The sequence below is a fragment of the Spongiimicrobium salis genome (assembly GCF_043678055.1).
Taxonomy (GTDB): domain Bacteria; phylum Bacteroidota; class Bacteroidia; order Flavobacteriales; family Flavobacteriaceae; genus Spongiimicrobium; species Spongiimicrobium salis.
In genome coordinates this window covers 1,749,519-1,772,787 of record NZ_JBHEQA010000001.1, presented here as the reverse complement: position 1 = coordinate 1,772,787, position 23,269 = coordinate 1,749,519, and the positions used below count along the sequence as shown (strand labels likewise).

The 23,269-nt window shown below is 39.9% G+C and carries 17 protein-coding genes; 14 read left to right on the top strand and 3 right to left on the bottom strand.

Features of this window, described 5'->3' with window-relative positions:
• Nucleotides 1-40 precede the first annotated feature (40 nt).
• From mscL to ACEXOE_RS07755, 7 genes are all read left to right on the top strand, one after another.
• Nucleotides 41-454, top strand: coding sequence for a large conductance mechanosensitive channel protein MscL (gene mscL, locus ACEXOE_RS07785; protein WP_394748175.1), 414 nt, complete (start codon nucleotides 41-43; stop codon nucleotides 452-454).
• Between the two features lie 210 nt (nucleotides 455-664).
• Nucleotides 665-1,660 carry an aspartate-semialdehyde dehydrogenase gene (locus ACEXOE_RS07780; RefSeq protein ID WP_394748174.1) on the top strand — a complete coding sequence of 332 codons (996 nt, stop codon included), beginning with the start codon at nucleotides 665-667 and terminating at the stop codon, nucleotides 1,658-1,660.
• 100 nt (nucleotides 1,661-1,760) lie between these two features.
• Complete coding sequence (locus ACEXOE_RS07775) at nucleotides 1,761-3,917, top strand: prolyl oligopeptidase family serine peptidase (RefSeq protein WP_394748173.1); 2,157 nt, start codon at nucleotides 1,761-1,763, stop codon at nucleotides 3,915-3,917.
• 79 nt (nucleotides 3,918-3,996) lie between these two features.
• Entirely contained in the window at nucleotides 3,997-4,977 is a 981-nt protein-coding gene (locus ACEXOE_RS07770) for an ABC transporter ATP-binding protein (protein ID WP_394748172.1), read from the top strand.
• 137 nt (nucleotides 4,978-5,114) lie between these two features.
• Nucleotides 5,115-6,212 carry a serine hydrolase domain-containing protein gene (locus tag ACEXOE_RS07765; protein ID WP_394748171.1) on the top strand — a complete coding sequence of 366 codons (1,098 nt, stop codon included), beginning with the start codon at nucleotides 5,115-5,117 and terminating at the stop codon, nucleotides 6,210-6,212.
• Between the two features lie 46 nt (nucleotides 6,213-6,258).
• A complete protein-coding gene (locus ACEXOE_RS07760; protein WP_394748170.1) occupies nucleotides 6,259-7,272 on the top strand; it encodes a sensor histidine kinase in 1,014 nt (337 codons plus the stop codon).
• Between the two features lie 10 nt (nucleotides 7,273-7,282).
• Complete coding sequence (locus ACEXOE_RS07755; protein WP_394748169.1) at nucleotides 7,283-8,041, top strand: LytR/AlgR family response regulator transcription factor; 759 nt, start codon at nucleotides 7,283-7,285, stop codon at nucleotides 8,039-8,041.
• Nucleotides 8,042-8,044: 3 nt separating this feature from the next.
• On the opposite strand, the gene ACEXOE_RS07750 is transcribed toward ACEXOE_RS07755, so the two are convergent.
• The 3 genes from ACEXOE_RS07750 to ACEXOE_RS07740 all read right to left on the bottom strand — a co-directional run bounded on the left by ACEXOE_RS07750 (nucleotide 8,045) and on the right by ACEXOE_RS07740 (nucleotide 11,304).
• On the bottom strand, nucleotides 8,045-8,491 hold the full coding sequence (locus tag ACEXOE_RS07750; protein WP_394748168.1) for a 3-oxoacyl-ACP synthase: 447 nt from the start codon (nucleotides 8,489-8,491) through the stop codon (nucleotides 8,045-8,047).
• Between the two features lie 9 nt (nucleotides 8,492-8,500).
• On the bottom strand, nucleotides 8,501-9,853 hold the full coding sequence (locus tag ACEXOE_RS07745) for a sensor histidine kinase (RefSeq protein WP_394748167.1): 1,353 nt from the start codon (nucleotides 9,851-9,853) through the stop codon (nucleotides 8,501-8,503).
• Nucleotides 9,854-9,939: 86 nt separating this feature from the next.
• Nucleotides 9,940-11,304 (bottom strand): sigma-54-dependent transcriptional regulator, encoded by a 1,365-nt coding sequence (locus ACEXOE_RS07740; RefSeq protein ID WP_394748166.1) that lies wholly within the window; start codon nucleotides 11,302-11,304, stop codon nucleotides 9,940-9,942.
• Between the two features lie 205 nt (nucleotides 11,305-11,509).
• Between ACEXOE_RS07740 and ACEXOE_RS07735 the strand changes: the two genes are divergently transcribed.
• From ACEXOE_RS07735 to ACEXOE_RS07705, 7 genes are all read left to right on the top strand, one after another.
• Complete coding sequence (locus ACEXOE_RS07735) at nucleotides 11,510-12,856, top strand: TolC family protein (RefSeq protein ID WP_394748165.1); 1,347 nt, start codon at nucleotides 11,510-11,512, stop codon at nucleotides 12,854-12,856.
• Between the two features lie 5 nt (nucleotides 12,857-12,861).
• On the top strand, nucleotides 12,862-14,112 hold the full coding sequence (locus ACEXOE_RS07730) for an efflux RND transporter periplasmic adaptor subunit (protein WP_394748164.1): 1,251 nt from the start codon (nucleotides 12,862-12,864) through the stop codon (nucleotides 14,110-14,112).
• Nucleotides 14,113-14,189: 77 nt separating this feature from the next.
• Nucleotides 14,190-14,885, top strand: a complete 696-nt coding sequence (locus ACEXOE_RS07725; protein ID WP_394748163.1) for an ABC transporter ATP-binding protein — start codon at nucleotides 14,190-14,192, stop codon at nucleotides 14,883-14,885.
• 53 nt (nucleotides 14,886-14,938) lie between these two features.
• Nucleotides 14,939-17,353: an ABC transporter permease gene (locus ACEXOE_RS07720; RefSeq protein ID WP_394748162.1), complete on the top strand. Its 2,415-nt coding sequence runs from the start codon at nucleotides 14,939-14,941 to the stop codon at nucleotides 17,351-17,353.
• A gap of 54 nt (nucleotides 17,354-17,407) precedes the next feature.
• Nucleotides 17,408-18,166 carry a head GIN domain-containing protein gene (locus ACEXOE_RS07715; protein WP_394748161.1) on the top strand — a complete coding sequence of 253 codons (759 nt, stop codon included), beginning with the start codon at nucleotides 17,408-17,410 and terminating at the stop codon, nucleotides 18,164-18,166.
• A 41-nt stretch (nucleotides 18,167-18,207) separates the two neighbouring features.
• Nucleotides 18,208-20,607 (top strand): ABC transporter permease, encoded by a 2,400-nt coding sequence (locus ACEXOE_RS07710; RefSeq protein ID WP_394748160.1) that lies wholly within the window; start codon nucleotides 18,208-18,210, stop codon nucleotides 20,605-20,607.
• A 249-nt stretch (nucleotides 20,608-20,856) separates the two neighbouring features.
• A complete protein-coding gene (locus tag ACEXOE_RS07705; RefSeq protein WP_394748159.1) occupies nucleotides 20,857-23,259 on the top strand; it encodes an FtsX-like permease family protein in 2,403 nt (800 codons plus the stop codon).
• The last annotated feature ends 10 nt before the right edge of the window (nucleotides 23,260-23,269 follow it).

The following is a 23,269-nucleotide window of genomic DNA, read 5'->3' as shown; positions in this document are numbered from 1 at the left end:
TTGCGTACACTATAAATAATTAACTAAAAAACACTAAAAGATGTTAAAAGAATTCAAGAATTTTATCATGACAGGCAATGTGATTGATTTTGCCGTTGCCGTAATTATGGCAGGAGCCCTTGGTGCGGTTATCAAAGGGTTTGTGGATAATATTGCGATGCCTTTTGTAGGTTACTTTACGGGAGGAATAGATTTTGCCGACCTTCATGTTGCCATGGACGGTAATAGTTATGAGACTTTGGCCGCAGCTAAAGAGGCCGGTGGAGCTGTAATTGCGTATGGTCTTTGGATAAACACCATTATTAATTTGATTATTGTAGGTTTTGTCATGTTTATGATTGTCAAGGCCTATAACAAGACGAAAAAGCCTGTAGAAGAAGCGCCAGCAGAACCTGCAGGTCCTACTCAAGAGGAATTATTGGCAGAAATAAGAGATTTATTGAGTAAAAAATAATACGCTTAGGTCTTTGAGATCTACCGCTACATTACACGAATAACCAACTAAAAGCCGTTGGTGCTATTACGCGAATAGCATTGACGGTTTTTTCTTTAGTATTTTTATTTGTTACAAATAAAACATTTTGTTATATTTTAATTATTCTTTTTAAAACTTCTTGTACCCTTCCCTAGATTGCCTAAATTTGTGCTCTAAAATTAAAATAAAATGAAAGTTGCAGTTGTTGGTGCCACAGGCATGGTAGGTGAAGTAATGCTGAAAGTATTGGCTGAACGAAATTTTCCGATTACGGAATTATTATTAGTAGCCTCAGAACGATCTGTAGGAAAGAAATTAGCGTACAAAGGAGAGGAACATACCATTATTGGTTTGGAAACGGCCGTAGCCGAAAGACCGGATATTGCCATTTTTTCTGCTGGAGGCAGTGCCTCTTTGGAGTGGGCACCAAAATTTGCAGAAGTAGGGACTACCGTTGTAGACAACTCTTCGGCCTGGCGTATGGATCCCACAAAAAAATTAGTGGTTCCTGAAATCAATGCTTCTTCCTTATCCAAAGAAGATAAAATTATAGCCAATCCCAATTGTTCTACGATTCAATTGGTTATGGTACTGGCACCCTTGCACGAAAAATATCAGATGAAACGTGTAGTCATCTCTACCTATCAATCGGTTTCCGGGACCGGTGTAAAGGCGGTACGTCAATTGGAGAATGAAATTGCAGGAGTCCAAGGAGAAATGGCATATCCTTATCCCATTAGTCGAAATGCATTACCGCATTGTGATGTTTTTATGGAAAATGGGTACACCAAAGAAGAAATGAAATTGGCCAGGGAACCTCAAAAAATATTGGATGACAGAACCTTTGCCGTAAGCGCCACTGCAGTTCGAATTCCTACGGCCGGAGGGCACTCTGAGGCTGTAAATATTGAATTTGAGAACGATTTTGATCTAGCCGAGGTTCGAAAAATATTAAATGAAACCCCAGGAGTCGTTGTGCAGGATAATCCGGATACCAATACCTATCCTATGCCCATTTACGCACACGATAAAGATGATGTGTTTGTTGGACGTATCCGTAGGGACGAATCCCAACGAAACACCTTAAACCTCTGGATCGTTTCCGATAATCTGAGAAAAGGTGCCGCTACCAATGCCGTTCAAATTGCAGAATACCTGGTTGCAAACAGTTTAGTGGCTTCATAACCTATTCACTTCACAAGTATAATGAAGTGTTAAAACCTTCAAAACAAGTTTGTTTTGAAGGTTTTTTGGTATTTTTAGGGTCGACTAATTATATCAAAAAATGAAAAAAATAACCCTAATGCCACTGGCCGCTCTATTCATAGTTGCCTGTGAGCAAGCACCAAAAAAAGAAACGATTGCAGTGAACTACCCTACGACGCAAAAGGTGGATACCGTGGACACCTATTTCGGAACCGAAGTGAAAGACCCTTATAGATGGTTGGAAGACGATATGAGCGACGAAACCGGAGAATGGGTAAAAACTCAAAACAAAACCACTTTTGGGTATTTGGATAACATTCCTTATCGGGAAGATTTAAAAAATCGTCTAGAAAAGTTATTGAATTATGAGAAATTAGGTTCTCCTTTTGAAGAAGGAGATTATACTTATTTTTATAAGAATGATGGGCTACAAAATCAATATGTCGTTTATCGTAGAAAAGGAGACGAAGAAGCTGCCGTATTCTTAGATCCCAATACATTTTCTGATGACGGTACCACTTCATTAGCTGGGCTTAGTTTTTCCAAAAATGGCAATCTAGTAGCTTATTCTATTTCTGAAGGAGGAAGCGATTGGCGTAAAGTCATTGTGAAGAATGCCGAGACAATGGAAATCGTTGAAGATACTTTGGTTGATGTAAAATTCAGTGGTGTTTCTTGGAAAGGAAATGAAGGCTTTTACTATTCCAGTTATGACAAACCTAAAGGAAGTGAGCTTTCTGCAAAGACGGATCAGCACAAATTGTACTATCATAAATTAGGGACCGCTCAAAAAGATGATGCTCTTATCTTTGGTGGTATTCCTGCGGAAAAACATCGTTATGTGGGTGGTCGTGTTACCGAAGATGATCGTTATTTAATGATATCAGCATCTGTTTCCACTTCTGGAAACAAGCTTTTCTTAAAAGACCTTACGAAGCCCAATAGTAAATTGATCACTGTTTTAGACCATACTGATTCCGATAGCTATATTATTGAGAATGTAGGTTCCAAACTCTATATTGTGACCAATATGAATGCACCTAACCAAAAAATCGTAACGGTAGATGCAGCGAACCCTACTCCTGAAAATTGGGTGGATTTTATTCCTGAAACCGAAAATGTCCTTACGACAGGTACAGGTGGAGGCTATTTCTTCACGGAATATATGGTGGATGCCATTTCCAAAGTATTGCAATATGATTATGATGGAAATTTGATACGCGAAGTAAAACTTCCCGGAGTTGGAAGTGCTGGAGGTTTTGGCGGTAAAAAAGAGAAAAAAGAGTTCTATTTCTCTTTTACGAATTACAATACTCCCGGAACTACCTACAAATATAATGTGGAAACTGGAGACTATGAGGAATACTGGAAGCCAGAAATCGACTTCAATCCAGAAGAGTATGAATCCAATCAAGTATTCTATACCTCAAAAGATGGCACAAAAGTTCCTATGATCATTACGCATAAAAAAGGATTGAAAATGGATGGTACCAATCCCACAATTCTATATGGATATGGTGGTTTTGATATTAGTTTAACGCCTTCTTTTAGTACCATCAATGCGGTATGGATGGAACAGGGCGGTATTTATGCCGTAGCCAATCTTAGAGGTGGTGGCGAATATGGGAAAAAATGGCATGACGCTGGAACAAAAATGAACAAGCAAAATGTTTTTGACGATTTTATTGCAGCAGGAGAATATTTGATTAAAAAGAACTATACTTCATCAGATTATTTGGCCATTCGCGGAGGATCTAATGGAGGACTGCTTGTAGGAGCAACCATGACACAGCGTCCTGATCTAATGAAAGTGGCACTTCCTGCCGTAGGTGTTTTGGATATGTTGCGTTATCATACTTTTACCGCAGGTGCCGGATGGGCCTATGACTATGGAACGTCGGAAGAAAGCAAGGAAATGTTTGAGTACATCAAAGGATATTCTCCTGTACATAATGTCAAAGAAGGCGTTGAATATCCCGCTACGCTGGTCACTACTGGAGATCATGACGATCGGGTGGTACCCGCACATAGCTTTAAATTTGCTGCAGAGCTTCAGGCAAAGCAGGCTGGGGACAATCCTACCTTGATCCGTATAGAAACCAATGCGGGACATGGTGCTGGTACACCTATCAGCAAAACTATTGAGCAAGCTGCCGATATTTATGGCTTTACCCTATATAACATGGGCTTTACAGACTTGCCCAATAAAGCAGTATTAAAAGAATTTAAAGAGTAAAAATCAATATTTAGTTCAAAAATCCGTTTCTATCTAGAGACGGATTTTTTTATGCCCCATTTCATTTAATTAGAACGTTATGCTCATAGTTTCGGATCTTACCTTTGCTTATGATAAGAAAATCATCCTGGAAGAAATTAATTTCCAAGTAAAGCAAGGAGAGCACGTCTCCCTTCTAGGAGAAAGTGGTTGCGGCAAAAGTACCTTGCTAAAGATTGTTTATGGCCTTTTACAGCTCAAAGTGGGTACAGTTTTCTGGAAAGACACCCAAGTTCTGGGTCCCTTGTACAATTTAGTTCCCGGAGAGCCTTATATGAAATACCTTAGTCAGGACTTTGATTTAATGCCGTTCACTACGGTAGCGGAAAATATCAGTCAGTACCTTTCTGTTTTTGAACCAGAAGAATTAAAGGAACGCACCAACGAGCTTTTGGAGATGATCGAGATGAAAGAGTATGCCAAGCGAAAGGTAAAAAAACTGAGCGGAGGACAACAACAACGGGTTGCCTTGGCCAGAGTATTGGCCCAAGAACCAGAAGTTCTGCTTTTGGACGAACCCTTCAGTCATATTGATAATTTTCAAAAAAACAGTTTGCGCAGAAAATTGTTTGATTATCTAAAAAAACAAAAAATTACTTGTTTAACCGCAACGCATGACCACAATGATGTTCTTCCCTTTGCCGACCGGGTGATTGTACTTAAAGGAAAGCAAATTATTGCCAATGAGGCTACATTAACGCTCTACAAAAACCCCAAAAGCCTCTATATTGCCTCCTTATTTGGTGATGCCAACAAAATTCCAGTGAATATCATTAAGTCCTATGCCGATACCAAAAGAAACATTATTGTATATGCGCATGAGTTTAAGGTCTCTCAGAATTCCGGACTCCCGGTAAAAATACATCAGTGCTATCCCATGGGCAGTCATTATATGGGTGTTGGCATTGCAGAGGATGGGCTCGAAGTGTATTTTCATACCGAAAAACCCTTGGAATCCGAGAAAGAAGTATTTCTGAATATCGCTATCGAAACCTTAAATCAACGGTTGCTGCACAACTGACATTGGAAACCGCACCCTTTTCCCAACCTTAGTTTCTACTCCTTTATCCTAAAATAAACCGCTTTCAACCTTTTTTGCTTTTTCGGTATGCTTTTTTGATGGATTTTGACCTTTCAAACATCAAAAATCATACAGTCATGATAACCTTAGTCAGAAAAACCATGCTTCTTATCATTGTTTTAATTGGGGTGTTCTTTCCCCACCAAAACAGTGCACAACAACTAAAAAAGAAAACTGCACTTAAAAATCTTGTTGGAAATGAAATCCATATAGATTCCATAAATGCATATCTGGAACGGCAGATGAAGACGCATAATGTTCCTGGAGTCTCAATTGCTATTATAAATGATGGACAGCCGGTATTCCATACCGTCAAGGGCTATGCCAATCTTGAAAACAAAAAGCCGATAACGGCCCATAGTATCTTTGAAGGAGCCTCTCTTTCCAAACCTTTGTTTGCCTATTTTGTGATGGGGTTTGTGGAAGACGGTCTACTAAATTTAGATACTCCTTTGCATACCTATATGCCCTACCCCGCTATTGCCCATGACGAACGCTATAAAAAAATAACGGCCAGAATGGTACTCTCCCATACCACAGGCTTTCCTAACTGGAGATCTGATTATAAGGAAAATAAATTGTTTATTGCCTTTGAACCTGGAAGTTCGTATCAATATTCGGGTGAAGGCTATCAATATTTGGCAAAGGTATTGGCCCACCTCCTTAAAACCGATGATCAAGGTTTGGAAAGAATCTACCAAAAAAAAGTAGCGAACCCCTTGAAGTTGGCTATTACTAAATTTGTACAAGATCAAAGCAATCTTCAGAACAAGGTTAAGGGCTATAAGGACAGTAAACATGTCTCGGGCAATGATGACCCCAAGGTTTTTGGGGCCGCATTTTCCATTCATTCCGAGGCCTTGGATTTTTCCAAATGGATTATTGCACTAATGGAACAAAAAGGCTTATCCCAAAAGAGTTTTGAGCAATTATTTGAAACCCAAGTAGTGCTTCCCGAAGACCATCCTCAACGGCAAACTGGCATTACGGATTGGACTTTGGGATTCGCCAAAGCCACGCTTCCTTTTGGTACCGCGTATGGTCATGGGGGCAACAATTATGGGTATACCAGTCTTTTTGTAGTACAGCCAGAAAGCAAGTGGGGTTTTGTTATTTTTACCAATGCCGATCAATCGTCCTTACCTTTAGAATTGCTGCAATATCTTATGCAGTAGGGGAAATATAATCGGAAGGAGTGCATATATGGTTTAAATTAGAGCAATGAGAAGCTTTACATTCAATAAATCCGATTACAAATTTATAGGGGCATTCGTCTTGGCGGCGACCATTTGGCTCTTTATAAAGTTCTACCTCCAAGGATACAATGTTAGGGGTTTTCTTATCGATATTCCCGCTGCCCTGATCAAAAGCCTATCCCTTCTTTTTATCTTTCGATGGTTGATCGACAAGTACATTATTCGCAAGAAAAATTATTGGGCGTTTTTTATTTTGGGTTTCCTTATCATGGAACTTATTGGATTTTTGGACTTTTTAAGGGATTTCGGCTGGCAACAGCAAATTCCTCTCAGCCAATTTCCAAAAGTTTCCTTCATCATTGTTCATAGTTTTTACTTCTCGGGAACCGAACTTGCCTTTCCGCTGATTCTTCTTATTGGAAAAAAATACTTTGAATATATCCTAAAAAGCGAACAAATAGCACGGACCCAGAGAGATCTTGAACTTAAGGTGTTACGATCACAATACGACCCCCACTTTTTATACAATAGTTTAAATACCATAGATGCTCTTGTGGAGTATTCCCCAAAAGAAAAGGTAAAAGAATATATTGCTCACTTAGCCGGACTCTACCGACATTTGATCCATACCAAAGATGAGGATATTGTTCCTCTTGAAAACGAAATGGAATTGGCTCACAATTATTTTTACCTCATAGAAACACGCTTTGAAAGGGATTATAGTTTCCATATTATCGAAAAGGAAGTGCCGCAAGCCAATTACCTTCCCAATGGTGCACTACTAACGGTATTGGAGAATGTCGTAAAACACAATAGTGCCAAAGAAGGAAAAACCATTGAAACACAAATTTTTATTGAAAAAGAACAAATAACCGTACGTAACACAAAAAATAGAATCAAACAAAAGGGTGCTTCCTCTGGCACTGGCCTCAACAATCTCCGAAAACGCTATGAATTACTGAGTAGTCGGGAAATCAGGATAGAGGATAACAGCCAAAGCTTTGCCATTCACTTGCCTTTATTAAAGTTAATTTCCTAACCTCAAAAGCATGCATATCCTTATACTTGAAGATGAAATTCCCGCCTACAAGAAATTAGTTGCCCAACTCCGTACATTTTTTGGTCCTTCCATCACTTGGGATAATGTCAGAACAGTTAAAGAGGGGGTTGAAAAATTGACACATGGTGTCAAATACGATTTAATCTTATCTGACATCAAGTTATTGGATGGTCTTGCCTTTGAAGTTTTTCAAAAAGTAACGATACAGGCCCCCATCATATTCTGTACGGCCTATGATGAGCATTTGCTTGAAGCCTTCCGAACCAATGGCATTGCTTATATTTTAAAGCCTTATTCCCAAAGCGACTTGTATGCCGCTCTAGAAAAATACACCAAGCTCTTCGGCCCAATTTCTTATGAAAAAGAACTCTTTTTTCAGTTGAAAGAAGTGCTGGAAGGTCAAGAAAAAAATTATAAAAAAAGGTTTGCCATCAAGAAGCCCGATGGGATAAAACTATTGGATGCACTGGACATTTCCATTATCAACGCCAAAGGAGATTTTTGCACGGCCTATGATGTCCATGGAAAGCTACACACCCTATCTAAACCTATGAGTGCATTACAAGAAGTTTTGGACCCCCAGCATTTTTTTAGAATCAATCGGAGTCAAATGGTGAACATCAAACATCTTCAGAAAATTGAACCCTATTCCAAGAACAGGCTATCACTGCGTCTTTTAGGACTGACCGATACCGTTATTACCAGCTCTTCGGTAACCAGTGCGTTTCGAAAATGGTTGGAACAATAAGTTTTACTGAATATCCAGAATCCGAATCTCTTTTCCCCTAAAAACAATGGTATCTCCAATAGCTTTTCCCAGAAGCAATTTTCCTATAGGGGTTTGGGCAGATATGCAGTAGACCCTTTCCGCTCCATACGTATATTCCCCTGCTGAAATAGCCAAAAAATAAAATCCTTCCGAGCACTTTACCAAACTGCCCAGTCCTATGCTTTCTGCGGAGCGTTCCTTTGGAACTTTCGCTAAAAGAGATTTCATTTTTTCTGCTTCGGCCAATTGCTGCCCTGCCTTTTCACGTTCCAACTGCAGCATTGCCCTACCTGTTTCATGTTTATCCCCAGCACTACTCTTGGTTTCTGAGGTCAAAGCAGTTGCCACATCGGCAATAGTCTGCTGAATGCGTGTTATCCTAGCGTTTACAAAGTCCTGACAAAATGCATAGAGCAGTTCTTTTTCCATGTTTCCTTCCTATTCGAATACCAAACTGAAGACCGTGACTTTATGCGGTACCGACATCACTTTTAAATTTCCGCCATGCAATCGTAAAATTTGTTTGGAAAGGCTCAATCCAATCCCTGTACCGGTGTTCTTCGTTGTAAAAAATGGCACAAAGACCTCATCGATCAGTTCTTCCGGTATTCCCGGGCCGTTATCCCAAACCTCAATATATTTTTTGCCTTTCTTGCTAATTCCCGCTGAAATTTTTATGGTACCTTCTCCTTTTTCCAACAGGGATTGCAATGCATTTTTTGTGAGGTTTAAAAGTACTTGTGCAATTTGTTTTTCATCGATATACACTTCCAAATCCTCAGGGTAAACGTCTACTTCAAAACTAATCTTATCCATGGTGGTATCCTGTACCATCAAGACCTTAACCCTGTCCAAAAGCTTTTGGGCAGAAACCAAGGTTTTATCTGGTGCGGGCACACTGAGAAAACTACGATACGATTCTACAAAACTCATCAAGTCGTTCCCCTGTTCTTTGATCACTTCCATTCCTTTGGTCGCATTGATCATTTGTTCCTCGGTAAGTTGCTCTATGGAAATAGGAGCTTCCCCTTGTTTAAAAAACTTAAGAATAGATTCGGAAATAGAGGTTATTGGAGCCACGGTATTCATAATTTCATGGGTCAAAACTCGAATTAAACGCACCCAGGAATCCGTTTCCTTTTCGTCCAATTCTTTATGGATATCCTGAATTACCACAAGCATCAGTGCTTGCTTTTCAAAGTTTATGGCCGTAGACTTTATGGCCAATTGAATTTTATCCCTTTCGTTGACCAATTCAAATAATTTTTGATCAAAAGGTTTCAATTCCTCAAACAAATCATACAGTTTCTCATCTATTTGAGCCAACTGCTTAATATGATTTAAAGGTCTATGGTTAAGCAAGCGTTCTACCGTAGGATTGGCAAAAAGAATATGTCCTTTGTCATTATAGGTAAGGATTCCAATATTGGCCTGCTTTAAGATTTCCTGATAATATTGCTCTTGGGTTTGCAGCTTTAAGTGTACTTCCTGAATCAATCCATTGACCCTATTTAAACTTTGATTCAATTCCTTAAAAGACTTTATGGAAACCTTTTCGGGAAATCGCAATGTAAAATCCTCATTCCGGATGGCATTAAAGAAATACGCAATTTTACGATTGGTACTGTTTATGTACAGGATTAAAGCATAGGTTTGAGCTACAAGCAAAAAGCTTAAAAAAGCAAAGAGAAAATAGGAAGTGTCTACATAAGCAAAGGCCAACCCAATGGCTGTAAAACTCATAAAAAGTACCCTAACAATAAGTTGTACATAAAAATCCCTACTGGCCATTCCTGTTATTTTTTGATAAGGTCAATGCGCTCTGAGTTTGCCTTCCCTTGTACAATAATACATTTAATCCATTAAAAGTCCAGTATTCACTTTTTGCTTTTTTTCATCTTATTGTATAATGTTTGCCTGGAAATTCCCAATTGGTTTGCCGCTGCACTATAATTGCCATCGTGTTTCTGCAAAGCTTCATTGATCATCTTTTGCTCCATTTCATCCAAAGTGGCCGTACTATTTTCAAAAGAAGGCATGGATTTGGAGTTCAATAGAAAATCTTGTGGTTTTAAAATAGATCCTTCACTCAGGATTACTGTTCGTTCCAGCGTATGTTGCAACTCCCTTACGTTACCCGGCCAATGATAGGCCATTAATTTTTCCTGGGCCGCCTGATTGATTCGCAGACCAGGTTTATCATATTTATGGGCAAACTTCTTGAGGAAGAAATCGGATAAAACAAGAACATCCCCATCACGTTCCCGCAATGGAGGCACTTCTATATGTATGGTATTGATACGATAAAGCAAATCTTCCCGAAACAACCCGTCTGCAACCATTTTTTCTAAATTGCAATTGGTAGCACAGACCAAGCGTATGTCTATGGGAATATTCTTGTTAGAGCCCACGCGGACAATAGTTCTGTTTTGAATGGCAGAGAGCAATTTTGCCTGAGTCTGAAGGGATAAGTTCCCGATCTCATCTAAAAACAAAGTTCCTTCATTGGCCGCTTCAAATTTTCCCGCCCGGTCTTCTTTGGCATCTGTAAATGCTCCTTTCAAATGACCAAACAGTTCGCTTTCAAACAAACTCTCGGCAATAGACCCCATATCTACATCAATGAATACTTCATCTTTGCGTTTGGACATTCTGTGCACTTCCCTAGCAATAAGTTCTTTTCCGGTACCATTCTCTCCTGTGATCAATACATTAACATCGGTCTTAGCCACTTTTCTAGTGAGATTTAGTACCGATAAAAGGGCTTTTGAATTTCCAATAATATAGTTCTTATCTTGATTGATGTGCTGCTTTAAATTGCTTTTGGTCTGTTTTAATTGATGGACTTCTTTCTGGGATTTTCGCAGACTATAGGCCGATTTCACCGTGGCCAACAATTTTTCATTATTCCAAGGCTTCAGAATGAAATCTGTAGCTCCTTCCTTAAGGGCCCTGACGGCCAAATCGATAGCCCCATAGGCCGTCATCATAATAACGGCAACATCTGGCGCCTTTTTCTTAATCTCTTTAAGCCAAAACAAGCCTTCGTTTCCGGTATTGACTCCTGCAGAAAAGTTCATGTCCAATAAGACCACATCGAAACTGGACAAATCTGGAAAAGAGGAGATTTGGTTTGGATTCTTAATGGTCTGAATGACTTTGTATTCAAATTGCAAGAGAATTTCCAAGGCACTCAAAACACTCTTATTATCATCTATCAGTAATAGCTTTCCATCGATCATATTCCTGGCATTTTGTGTTATGGTGATTAAAGCTACAAATCTTGTTTGGAGTTTTAAAACGAGTGTCAAATTTTTGGACAATGTTTGTATAACTATTTTACAACTCGAAACTTTTATTTTTATTTTAAAAATTTAAATACCTGATTATCAGTATTTTAAATTTATGGCATGCGTTTGGACTATAGTTTGGCATACTTATATTATCATGCCATTAAAAAATTACATTATAGTACTATTCTTTCTGATGATCTCCAAACCGATATTGGCACAGGAGCAGTGGTCCTTGGAAGAATGTGTTGCTTATGCCATTGCGCATAATCTTCAGGTTAAAGACCTTTCCTATACTACCCAATCCAACAAAGAAACCTATAAGCAGTCTATCCGAGATGTATTACCTAGGGTGAGTGCAGATTCGGATTATCTCATTCGTTTTGGACGATCGGTGGATCCCAATGACAATAGTATTGTCAATACCGATTTTTTCTCTAACAATTACTCCTTGGGAGCCTCCTTGGATATTTTTCAGGGCTTTCAAAAAATAAATAGCATCAAAGCTTCTAAATTTCTATACAAAGCCACCAAAGAAGAAGCTTTGCAGGAAAAATATTTACTGGCTTTTAGGGTCATGCAAGCTTTTTACGACATACAGTTTGCCGAAGGTCTGTTGGCCATTTCCAAAGAACAACAGCAAGTTTCACAAGCTAACTATGATCTTGTTAAAAAGCAGATCGACCTTGGTGTAAAGGCCGGAGCAGATCTATATGAGGCCGAATCACTTTTGTTAAGCGATAAATTAACGGTAACCCAAAGCAAAAACCAGTTGATCGCTGCCAAGCTTTCTTTAATTCAAGAAATGAATCTAGAAAACGCCACTGATATTTCCATTAGGGCCTCGCTTCCTGAAAAAACAGACGATAACATCGCTGTGGAATCGGGAGCCATTTTTTCTAAAGCCCAAGAATTTTTGCCTATCTTAAAAGCAAGGGAACTTCAAGTCAAAGCTGCCAAAAAACAGGTGGCCGTAGCTAGGGGAGCTTTATATCCTTCTTTATCTTTAGGCGGTGACATTGGAACAGGTTTTTTTGAAACTACCGTAGATGAAAGTGGGGAAACCATCCCTTTTAGAGATCAATTTCGGGACAACACCTTTCGGCGTATAGGCTTTTTCTTATCTGTTCCTATAAGCAACGGTTGGTCCAGACGCTCTGCCGTAAAACAACAGAAGATTGCCTATTTACGGGCGAAAAATAACTTGGAACAGCAACGACAGGAACTGTTTCAGACGATAGAACAATTGGTTCAGGAACACAATGCCCTGCAAATCGAATACGCCCAAAGTTTACAGAAAGTAGAAGCACAACAATTGTCATTTACCATAGCTCAAAAGCGCTATGAAAAAGGATTGATCAATGCTTTAGATCTTTTTACGGCAAAAAATTTATTTGCCAGTGCCCAGAACGAAAATCTCTTGGTCCGTTTACGGTCCGAAGTCAATAAGAGTACTTTGGATTTTTACAACGGCCTACCTATTTTTAACATAAATGCAAAATAATTAGAATGGATATTCAACTCGAAAAGAAAAAAGGAATACGACCAAAACATATAGGGTATATTGCGCTTGGACTACTCGTGGCCTTTGCCGTCTACCAATTTATTTTTACGACTTCCGTAGCCACCTTCCGTACGGATAAGGATAAATTGTCCATCAACCAGACCCTACAAGGAAAGTTTGATGACTATATTACTATCAATGGCAACGTAGCTCCAATTTCCACCATTTATATGGATGCCTATGAAGGGGGTCGCGTCAGCGAAAAACTGATCGAAGAAGGTGCCATGATCAAAAAGGGGGATATTATCCTAAAGCTGGAAAACAGTGGTCTTTACGAACAAATTTTAGCCAGTGAGAGCAACTTGGCCCTAAAACAGAATGATCTACGGTCCACAAAACTCACCTTTGATTCTAGGCAGGTAGAAGGCAGAAAGGATTTGGTGAATTCGCAATACGAAGTGCAAAGACTGAAAAGAAATTACCAGCAGAACGAGGCCTTGTACAATGATGAGTTGATCTCTAAGGAGGAATACCTCCTGTCTAAAGAAAACTACGAGTTGGCCCAAAAGCAATATGAGATCATTAAGCTCCAAACCGAGCAAGACAATGCCCTTCGCGGTACTTCCCTCGCAGGATTGGATACCGACCTGAATAGAATGCAGAAAACCTTGTCCATGGTCTATGAACGTTTGGACCACCTCAATGTACGGGCCCCGGCCGATGGGCAATTGGGATTCCTGGATGCCGAAATTGGTCAAAATATCTCACAAGGACAGCGGATAGGACAGGTCAATGTGTTGACCGATTACAAGATCGAAGCAGATATCGATGAGCACTATATTGATCGGGTAAAACGCGATTTGATCGCCAATCTGGAACGAAACGGCACCGAATACGCCCTGCGTTTGCGAAAAGTGTATCCAGAAGTGAGAAACGGAAGATTTCAGGTAGATCTTGTCTTCTCGGAGGAAAAGCCCGAAACTATACGAACAGGCCAAAGTTATAACATAAAATTACAGCTCGGGGCTTCTAGCGAGGCGCTCTTATTACCCAAGGGCAGTTTTTTTAGCAGTACTGGTGGGCAATGGGTCTTTGTTGTTGAGCCCAATGGAGGCTATGCCACCAAACGAAACATACGGATCGGAAAACAGAACTCTAAATACTTTGAAGTCTTAGAAGGCTTGGAACCTGGAGAACAGGTCATCACTTCGGGATACGACAGTTTTGGGGATGCCGAGAAAATTGTATTAAAATAGTTTCAGCTAACACCACTGCCCGTTAGGGTATTAGAAAGGAAGTTCCTAGTAAAAACAATTAAAATAACCATGAAGAAATGATACAGATAGCAAATTTAAAGAAGAGTTTTAAAACCGAAGAGGTAGAAACCTTAGCGTTGAACAATGTAAATTTAAATGTGGCCCAAGGAGAATTTGCGGCTATTATGGGACCATCGGGTTGTGGTAAATCTACTTTGTTGAATATTATTGGAATGTTAGATAATCCTACCGAAGGCAGCTATCAATTTGGGGGTCATGAGGTAGGTGGTTTAAAAGAAAGTCAACGCACGCAGTTGCGAAAGGGCAACCTTGGTTTTGTATTTCAAAGTTTTAACCTTATTGATGAGCTTACCGTTTTTGAAAATGTGGAACTTCCATTGATCTATCTCAAAATGAACAAAACGGAACGCAGGGATAAAGTCCGCAAAGTTTTGGAACGAATGAAAATTGCCCATCGGGAAAAGCACTTTCCACAACAGTTATCTGGAGGTCAGCAACAAAGGGTAGCCATTTCCAGGGCGGTGGTTACAGAGCCAAAATTAATTCTTGCCGATGAGCCAACTGGGAACTTGGATTCCAAAAATGGTATTGAAGTCATGAATTTATTAACCGAACTCAATCAAGAAGGAACTACCATTGTCATGGTAACACACTCCGATCGCGATTCCCATTATGCACATAGAGTCATCAACTTATTTGATGGGCAAATCGTTACGGAGAGTCAAAACAGGGCTTTAGGAGCCATGATCTAAAAATTAATCAGAGTTTATTCATCAATCAAAATCAACATCAAAAGAGAACAGTTATGTTTAAAAATTATCTAAAAATCGCTTGGCGCAACCTCCTAAAAAATAAAGGATACACGGCAATAAACATTGTGGGGCTGTCCGTAGGGGTTTGCTGTTTTCTATTGATATCGCTCTTCGTGAAAAACGAATTTAGTTATGACAAGTTCCATTCAAAAGCAGATAGGATTTATAGAGTTTGGCAATACGAAAATTATGGTCCAAAGGAAGATTTTCTAAATACTACCACTCCTGTGTCCATGATGAAGGTGCTCAAAAGCAACTTTCCTGAAATAGAAGAAGGAAGTAGGGTATACCAATTCAACAGCCTTGTAAAACGGAATACCCTTGAATTTAATGAGTCCGTAAGGGCAGTGGATCCTTCATTCTTTCAAATGTTCGATTTTGAATTGCTGGAAGGGAATCAGGATGCTCCTTTAACCGACGTCAATTCTATTATACTGAGTACATCTGCGGCCAAAAAATACTTTGGATCGGAAAACCCTATTGGACAAAGCTTAGAACTTCAGTTCGACGAGGAATCAAGATTGCTGAAAGTTTCGGCAATTATGGCCGATCCCCCGGAAGAATCCAGTATTCAATTTAACATGTTGGTCTCTTTAGAAAATGAAACACTCTTCTTTGGGGAACGTTCATTACAAAGTTGGTTCAGTGTTGCCGTGGAATCCTATGTTTTGTTGGACTCTGAAGCATCCGCTTCTCGATTAGAAGCCAAATTCTCTACAGTTATTGAGCAGCATTTGGGCAGTAATTACCAAGAAGATACTTTTTTCCTGCATTTACAGCCCCTTACCGATATCCATCTGGATACCTCTTTGCCAGCGGGCATAGAACCCATTTCCAATCCGGTATATTCCTATGTATTGGCTTCTATTGGATTTTTGGTGCTGCTTTTGGCCTGTATCAATTTCGTGACCTTGTCCTTAGGGCGTTCTTTTTCCAGAGCTGTGGAAGTAGGGGTCCGAAAAGCGCTTGGTGCCTTCCGCAAACAGATTTTATATCAATTTTGGGGAGAGGCTTTGTTGGTTACTTTGTTGGCAGTAGTGTTGGGAATTGGATTAAGTTATTTAAGTTTAGGGGCTTTTAATCAACTTAGTGGAAAAAATCTACATCTTTCCTTAGATCTTAACTTTTTAGGAGTTACGCTTGGATTGATCATTTTCATTGCCATGATAGCCGGTATCTATCCTTCCCTTATTCTATCGAGATTTAACCCTATTGAAGTACTGGTGCGAAAAAAACTAAAGGGAGCCTCCATGGGTTTATTTGGAAAAGGCTTGATCATCACCCAATTTGCGGCATCTATAGTAATGATTATCAGTACTTTTATTATTAGTCAGCAAATTGACTTTCTTGTCAATAAGGATCTTGGGTATCAAAAGGAGGCCATTGTAGTGGTTCCCACAAATACCTCGGGAGAAGATGCCAGTACCCTTTCAAGGCTGTATCTCGCCGAGTTGGAAAAACAACCGAAAGTATTGGCTGCCTCTTCCTCTACTTTTAGTTTTATTGAAAACTCCTGGGCATGGTTAGGGTATACGGACAACCAAAATGTATACCGGGAATTTGCTTTCAATAGTGTGGATGCCGAATTTCTGAATACCCATAATATTGCAGTATCCAGCGGTAGGGGTTTTCAACAGAACAATATCAGTGATGCAGAAAATGGAGTACTGGTCAATGAGACCTTTGTACGGGAATTTGGTCTTAAAAATCCTGTTGGGACCGTACTTGAAACATTGGACGTGACCATTTTAGGCGTAGTGAAAGATTTTAATTTTCAATCCTTGAACTTTCCTATTGAACCCCTTTTGCTTGCTATGAATCTAAGGCCTGTTTTAAGCAATGTTGAAAATGCCGAATCCCAATATAGCACCCTCCCCAGAATATCTGTTCGACTGGATGCTGCAAATGTATCCAGCAGTATTGCTATGCTCAAGAAAAGCTGGGAGAATGTAAATCCTTCCCAAGAGTTCGAATATGCCTTTTTGGATGAATCCTTGACCGCGCAATACCGGACAGAGCAACGTTCCAAAACCATTGTGAATATTGCATCCATTCTTTCTATTTTCATTGCCTGTATGGGTCTCTTTGGTCTTGCTACCTTAACCGTAGCCCGAAGAACAGCGGAAATTGGGATTCGTAAGGTATTGGGGGCGGGAGTTTTGGATATTGTTGCCATGATTACCAGAGACTTTGTGAAATTGGTCTTGATCGCGGCGCTAATAGCCTTTCCTATTGCCTGGTGGGCCATGGAGCAATGGCTTCAGGACTTTGCCTATAGCATCAGCATTAGTTGGTGGATTTTTGCCTTGGCAGGAATTATTGTAGTTGGTATAACCTTATGTACCGTAGGGTTTCAATCCATCAAAGCCTCCTTGACCAATCCTGTGGATAGTTTGCGCGCAGAGTAAATAGTAACGCATATAAAATTTCCCCATGTTCGGGGAACCTAAAACATAAGAATCATGTTAAAACTAAAAAATACAAGTTTATTATTTGTCTTTGTTCTCTCCGTATTAGGATGGAACCAAAGCACCGCCCAATCCAAAACTTTTTCCGTAGACTCTTTTGAAAAAGTCATCGTAAGTCCACATATCCAAGTTACATTTCGACAAGGGGATACGGAAAAAGTAGTTATTGAAAACGCTAGTGTTTCCTTAGATAAGATCAATGTGGAAGTAGAAGGGAACACACTACGCTTGTACCTTGATGGAGCCAAGGTAATCACCAAATCCGAAAAAGTGAATAACGATCACTGGAAGGGGAAACGCTCCATATATGAGGGAACCAAAGTGAGCGCGGTGGTTACCTATAAAAAGCTAGAATCCCTATCGCTTCGCGGGGAAGAATCTTTCCTTTGCGAAAGCCCTTTGGAAGCTGAAAAATTTCGCTTAAAAATCTATGGGGAGTCCCAAGTTTACTTTAACGAAGTGGATTTTACATCTTTAACCACCACAATTTATGGGGAAAGCTATTTGGAAATTAAAAAGGGACGTATTGACCACCATAAAATTAAGGCTTATGGGGAAAGCACTATAAATACCTTGGGAGTCAACAATAAAAACACAAAGGTAACGGCTTTTGGAGAGGGAAGTTACCGTGTTAAAACCTCGAATCGTCTAAAGGTTACCGCATTTGGGGAAGCTACTGTAGCCTATGAAGGAAATCCCCAAATCAATCGGGGAATTATTCTTGGAGAGGCTACTATTCGCAAAATGCAGTAAAGTCGTGTATTTCTACTAAACCAAACAAAAAACCAATCGCCATGTTTACCAACTATTTAAAAATTGCTTGGAGAAATTTACTAAAAAACAAGGGGCATTCCACCATAAATATCGGTGGTTTGGCCCTGGGAATGGCGGTTACTATTACTATCGCTTTATGGATCAATGAGGAGCTTAGTTACAATGATTACTTTAAAAACAAGAGCAAAATAGCCCAGGTAGTACAATCCCAAACTTTCAATGGACAAACCTATACGAACGATGCTATCCCAAGGCCTTTGGAAAAGGCATTAAGGAACGATTACAATGATAATTTTGAGCATTTGATGATGGCTTCATGGACCAATGAACTTTATCTCAAATATGAGGAGACCGCTATTTCCAGACCCGGTAATTATATGCAGGAGAATGCTCCGGAACTGCTCAACCTCAACATGCTTCAGGGCGAAAAAAATGCACTGACCGAAGTTAATGTAATCATGCTTTCCAAATCTACTGCAAACGCCTTATTTGGTGAAGAAAATCCCTTGGGTAAAATTGTGCAGGTTGCCAATGAGCATCGGTTAATGGTTAGCGGTATTTATGAGGATATTCCTTCAAACAATACCTTTCACGACACCGAATACATTATCCCATGGAAGAATTACATAAAGACGTGGGAATGGGTACAAAAAAGTGCTGATGATTGGGGAAACAACTCTTTTCAGTTATTTGTTCAAATTGCCGATCATACGGGCATGCAAGGTGTTAGTGATGCCATAAAGGATGTAAAAAAACTAAGAAATGAATCCACGGTGGAATTTAACCCCCAAATGCTCTTACTTCCCATGGAAGATTGGCATTTACGCCGAAACTTCGAAAATGGAAAACAAGTAGGTGGTCGCATAAAATACGTGTGGTTATTTGGTATTATTGGTGCCTTTGTGCTCCTTTTGGCCTGTATTAATTTTATGAATCTAAGTACCGCCCGATCCGAAAAGCGCGGAAAAGAAGTAGGTATACGCAAATCCATAGGCTCACACCGATCTCAATTGATCTATCAATTTTTGAGCGAGTCTTTTCTTGTGGTACTCTTGGCCTATGGAGTTGCGCTTTTAATTGTATTCTTATCCTTGAACGGTTTTAATGCCCTAGCCCGAAAAGAAATTGTATTTCCTTGGCACAACGTCTATTTTTGGGGAGCTTCTTTGGTATTTATCCTATTTACCGCGCTATTGGCAGGGAGTTACCCTGCACTGTATTTATCCTCATTTAAGCCCATTCACGTTTTAAAAGGAACCTTCAAAGCCGGCAGGTATTCCGGTTTGCCCAGAAAAGTATTGGTAGTCGTTCAATTTACCGTCTCCGTGGCATTTATTATCGGAACCTTAATCGTATTACAACAAATTAATCACGCTAAAAATCGTCCTGTAGGTTATGATAAGGAAGGTTTGATCCAGATTCCGACATTTAGCGCGGATTTTGAAGGCAAGTACGAATTGATGCGTCAAGAGTTCATGAATTCCAATGCGATCGTTGAAATGTCTTCTTCCAGCAGTCCCGTCACCAGTATCTGGAGCAATAGAAGCGGTTACGATTGGGAAGGCAAACCAGAAGGTTTTCAGGAGGATCTGGCCTGGACCTATGTCTCTGTGGATTATGCCAAATCCCTGAATTTAAAAATTGTCCAGGGAAGGGATTTTTCACGAGAATTCCCTTCGGATTCCGGTGCTATTTTAATCAATCAAACCGCTGTAAAATATCTAGGGCTTAGTGATCCCATTGGTCTTGTTCTCAGGGATACGGACAAGGATGATCCGGCACCTCCATTGACCATTATCGGCGTCGTGGAGGATATGGTCACCCAGTCTCCCTACGAGCCTATTAAACAGGGGATTTATGCCTTTGACAGCTATGGAAATTCCAGTTACTATAATTTAAGGTTAAACCCCGATCAAAGTACCAGTAAAAGCATTGCCCAAATAGAGCGGGTGTTTAAAACACATTTTCCGGACATCCCCTTTCAATACAACTTTATTGATGAGGAATATGGTGCAAAGTTCGCTTCTGAGGAGCGAATCGGGCATTTGGCCGGAATTTTTACGGCATTGGCTATTTTAATCAGCTGTTTAGGGCTTTTTGGACTGACTTCTTTTGTTGCCGAACAACGTACCAAAGAAATTGGTGTCCGTAAGGTTTTGGGCGCAACCATATTCAATGTTTGGAATATGTTGTCCAAAGATTTTTTAAAGTTGATCATCATTTCCTGTTTTATGGCGGTACCCATTGCCTATTATGTCATGAACGGTTGGCTTCAGGAATATCCTTATCGGGTAATTTTGAAATGGTGGATTTTTGCATTGGCCCTATTGGGTGCCATGCTGGTTACCCTAATTACGGTAAGTTTTCAAGCCATTAAAGCCGCAAGGGCGAATCCTATAAAGAGTTTACGGACAGAGTGAAACCCTTGGGTATTAAACCAATAGCGCTATCCATTATTGGAACTGTATAGCAATTGGACATTTATTGTAAAATTATTTTACACTATAAACATTCTTTTTTAAAGATATTTTTTTAAATACTTGAAAATCAGATATTTAAAATTGTGGCATAAGATTAGACATTATTTTTATGTACGGGTTAATTTAAAATCCTGTCCACGATACTTATGGTAGGAATCCTGCCATGCTAACCACCAAAAATTGAACATCATGTTGAAAAATCATTTCAAAATTGCTTGGAGAAACCTTCTCAAGAACAAGGGGTATTCTATAATCAATATTGGCGGTTTGGCCATTGGCTTAGCTTGCTTTTTAATGATTGTCATGTTTATTCAAAATGAGCTCTCCTATGATCGCTATCATGAAAATAGCAATCGGGTATATCGTGTATTGCACCACTTGAATGAAAACGATTATAAAGAGGCTTGGGTTTGGGGAAATGCCCCGGTAGGGCCAGCGTTAAAGGAAGATTTTTCGGAAGTCCTTGAAACCGTACAATTCTCCGGTAGGGAAGATGTGCTGCTCACCAACGGAGACCTTACTTTTCAAGAAGGGAATTGTTTTTATGTAACCCCATCTGTTTTTGATGTTTTTACTTGGAATATGATTTCGGGCGATCCTAAAACTGCCTTGGAAGCTCCTTATTCCATTGTGCTTACGGAAAGTACTGCAAAAAAATATTTTGGAGATGAAGACCCTATGGGAAAAACTTTATCGGGCACTAGTGTCAGGGCAGACGACGGGGATTATACCGTTACCGGGATTATCAAAGATATTCCCTCCAATTCCCATTTTGGTTTCGATGTTTTGGTTTCCATGAGCACCTTTTACCAGGCAAGACCTTCTATTTTTGACTCTTGGGGCTATGTAGATTTCTATACCTATTTTTTGGTTCCCGAAAATTTTGACCCTATAGCATTTCAGGCAAAAATACCGGCGTTCTTAGAAAAACGTCTTCCGGAAGAAAACAAACAATTTCACTACGATGTCTCCTTTGAAGCTCTGGAAGATGCGTATTTAAATTCTACCGCAGCCCGACAACCGGGGGTAACGGGCAATGCCTCCAATATTTACATTTTTGGTATCATAGGCCTTTTCATTTTAGTCATTGCCAGTATTAATTTTATGAACCTCGCCACAGCACGTTCCATGGAAAGGGCAAAAGAAGTGGGTGTTAGAAAAGTGATAGGAGCTCAAAAAAGAGGGTTGATCTCACAATTTTTGGGAGAGTCATTGACCATGGTCCTCATCGCTGCCATTTTGGGTGTCGCCGTGGTTGTGATCTGTCTTCCCTGGATGCGGGAAATCACAGGGAAAACCTTCCAATTAGAACATATTTTTACCACTTCCAATCTTCTTTTATATTTGGGAACGGCTCTTATTACTGCTTTTTTATCCGGTAGTTATCCAGCCATGGTCTTATCTAATTTTAGGCCAGCCACTGTTTTAAAGGGGGTCTTTAAAACTTCAAAAAATGGGGTAACCCTTCGGAAAGCCTTAGTGATTTTTCAATTCAGTCTTTCCATTGCTTTGATCGCTGGTACGGCTATTGTCTATTTTCAAATGGATTATATGCTCAATAGAGATCTTGGTTTTGATCGTGAGCAACAATTGGTCATTGATTTCAATTATGATTTTCAGGTACGCAATAGGTTGGAAACCATTAAGAGCGAGTTTGAAAAAAACGGTAGCATAAGCTCCGTATCTGCATCACGAACGGTTCCCGGTGCGCACTTCCCCGGTGCAGGAACCCAAATTCAAATTCCTAATGGAGAAATGGACTTCTTTGATATTTCCTTATACGAGGTTGATGTGGACTTTATCCCACATTTTAAAATGGAAATGGTTGCCGGACGTCCTTATTCCAGGGATTTTGCCATTGATACCATTGGGTCTTTGGTGGTTAACGAAGCCGCAGTTAAACATTTCGGTTACGCTTCCCCAGAAGAAATTATTGGCAAGCGCTTTGAACAATGGGGCAAAGAAGGTACCATTATTGGCGTAGTGAAAGACTTTAATTTTCTATCCCTTCACCAAGAAGTAGAGCCGCTCAGTTTGCGTCTGGAACCTTCAAGCAGTCGTTATCTTTCATTGCGCATCCAATCGGATAATCTTCCTGCAACCATTTCGGAAATCCGTGAAAAATGGGCAACGCTTGCTCCTCATCGTCCTTTCCTGTATAGCTTTTTGGACGATTCTTTCAATACGCAATACGAAGCCGATTTCAGATTTAAAAAACTATTCACCTTATTTTCCTTTTTAGCTATTTTCATCGCCTGTCTTGGGCTTCTAGGACTTGCTACGTATAGTGCCATGCAACGAACAAAGGAAATAGGAATACGTAAAGTGCTAGGCGCCGAAGCTGGAAGCATCGTTCGCCTATTGTCCAAAGATTTTATCAAACTTGTACTCATTGCCATGTTTATCGCAACACCTTTATCCTGGTATGCCATGAACAATTGGTTGGAAGTATACGCCTATAAAGTAACCATAAGTTGGTGGATTTTTGCCTTAGCCAGCATCATCGCCATTACCATAGCCATCCTTACAGTAAGCTTCCATGCCATCAAGGCCGCCGTTGCCAATCCTGTAAAAAGTTTACGAACCGAATAACCACTGGAAA

Coding starts and splice junctions, on each gene's coding strand:
- ACEXOE_RS07710 (WP_394748160.1), top strand. CDS start 18,208: ATGTTTACCAACTATTTAAAAATTGCTTGGAGAAATTTACTAAAAAAC.
- ACEXOE_RS07735 (WP_394748165.1), top strand. CDS start 11,510: ATGCCATTAAAAAATTACATTATAGTACTATTCTTTCTGATGATCTCC.
- ACEXOE_RS07780 (WP_394748174.1), top strand. CDS start 665: ATGAAAGTTGCAGTTGTTGGTGCCACAGGCATGGTAGGTGAAGTAATG.
- ACEXOE_RS07705 (WP_394748159.1), top strand. CDS start 20,857: ATGTTGAAAAATCATTTCAAAATTGCTTGGAGAAACCTTCTCAAGAAC.
- ACEXOE_RS07715 (WP_394748161.1), top strand. CDS start 17,408: ATGTTAAAACTAAAAAATACAAGTTTATTATTTGTCTTTGTTCTCTCC.
- ACEXOE_RS07770 (WP_394748172.1), top strand. CDS start 3,997: ATGCTCATAGTTTCGGATCTTACCTTTGCTTATGATAAGAAAATCATC.
- ACEXOE_RS07745 (WP_394748167.1), bottom strand. CDS start 9,853: ATGGCCAGTAGGGATTTTTATGTACAACTTATTGTTAGGGTACTTTTT.
- ACEXOE_RS07730 (WP_394748164.1), top strand. CDS start 12,862: ATGGATATTCAACTCGAAAAGAAAAAAGGAATACGACCAAAACATATA.
- ACEXOE_RS07725 (WP_394748163.1), top strand. CDS start 14,190: ATGATACAGATAGCAAATTTAAAGAAGAGTTTTAAAACCGAAGAGGTA.
- ACEXOE_RS07760 (WP_394748170.1), top strand. CDS start 6,259: ATGAGAAGCTTTACATTCAATAAATCCGATTACAAATTTATAGGGGCA.
- ACEXOE_RS07720 (WP_394748162.1), top strand. CDS start 14,939: ATGTTTAAAAATTATCTAAAAATCGCTTGGCGCAACCTCCTAAAAAAT.
- ACEXOE_RS07740 (WP_394748166.1), bottom strand. CDS start 11,304: ATGATCGATGGAAAGCTATTACTGATAGATGATAATAAGAGTGTTTTG.
- ACEXOE_RS07775 (WP_394748173.1), top strand. CDS start 1,761: ATGAAAAAAATAACCCTAATGCCACTGGCCGCTCTATTCATAGTTGCC.
- mscL (WP_394748175.1), top strand. CDS start 41: ATGTTAAAAGAATTCAAGAATTTTATCATGACAGGCAATGTGATTGAT.
- ACEXOE_RS07765 (WP_394748171.1), top strand. CDS start 5,115: ATGATAACCTTAGTCAGAAAAACCATGCTTCTTATCATTGTTTTAATT.
- ACEXOE_RS07755 (WP_394748169.1), top strand. CDS start 7,283: ATGCATATCCTTATACTTGAAGATGAAATTCCCGCCTACAAGAAATTA.
- ACEXOE_RS07750 (WP_394748168.1), bottom strand. CDS start 8,491: ATGGAAAAAGAACTGCTCTATGCATTTTGTCAGGACTTTGTAAACGCT.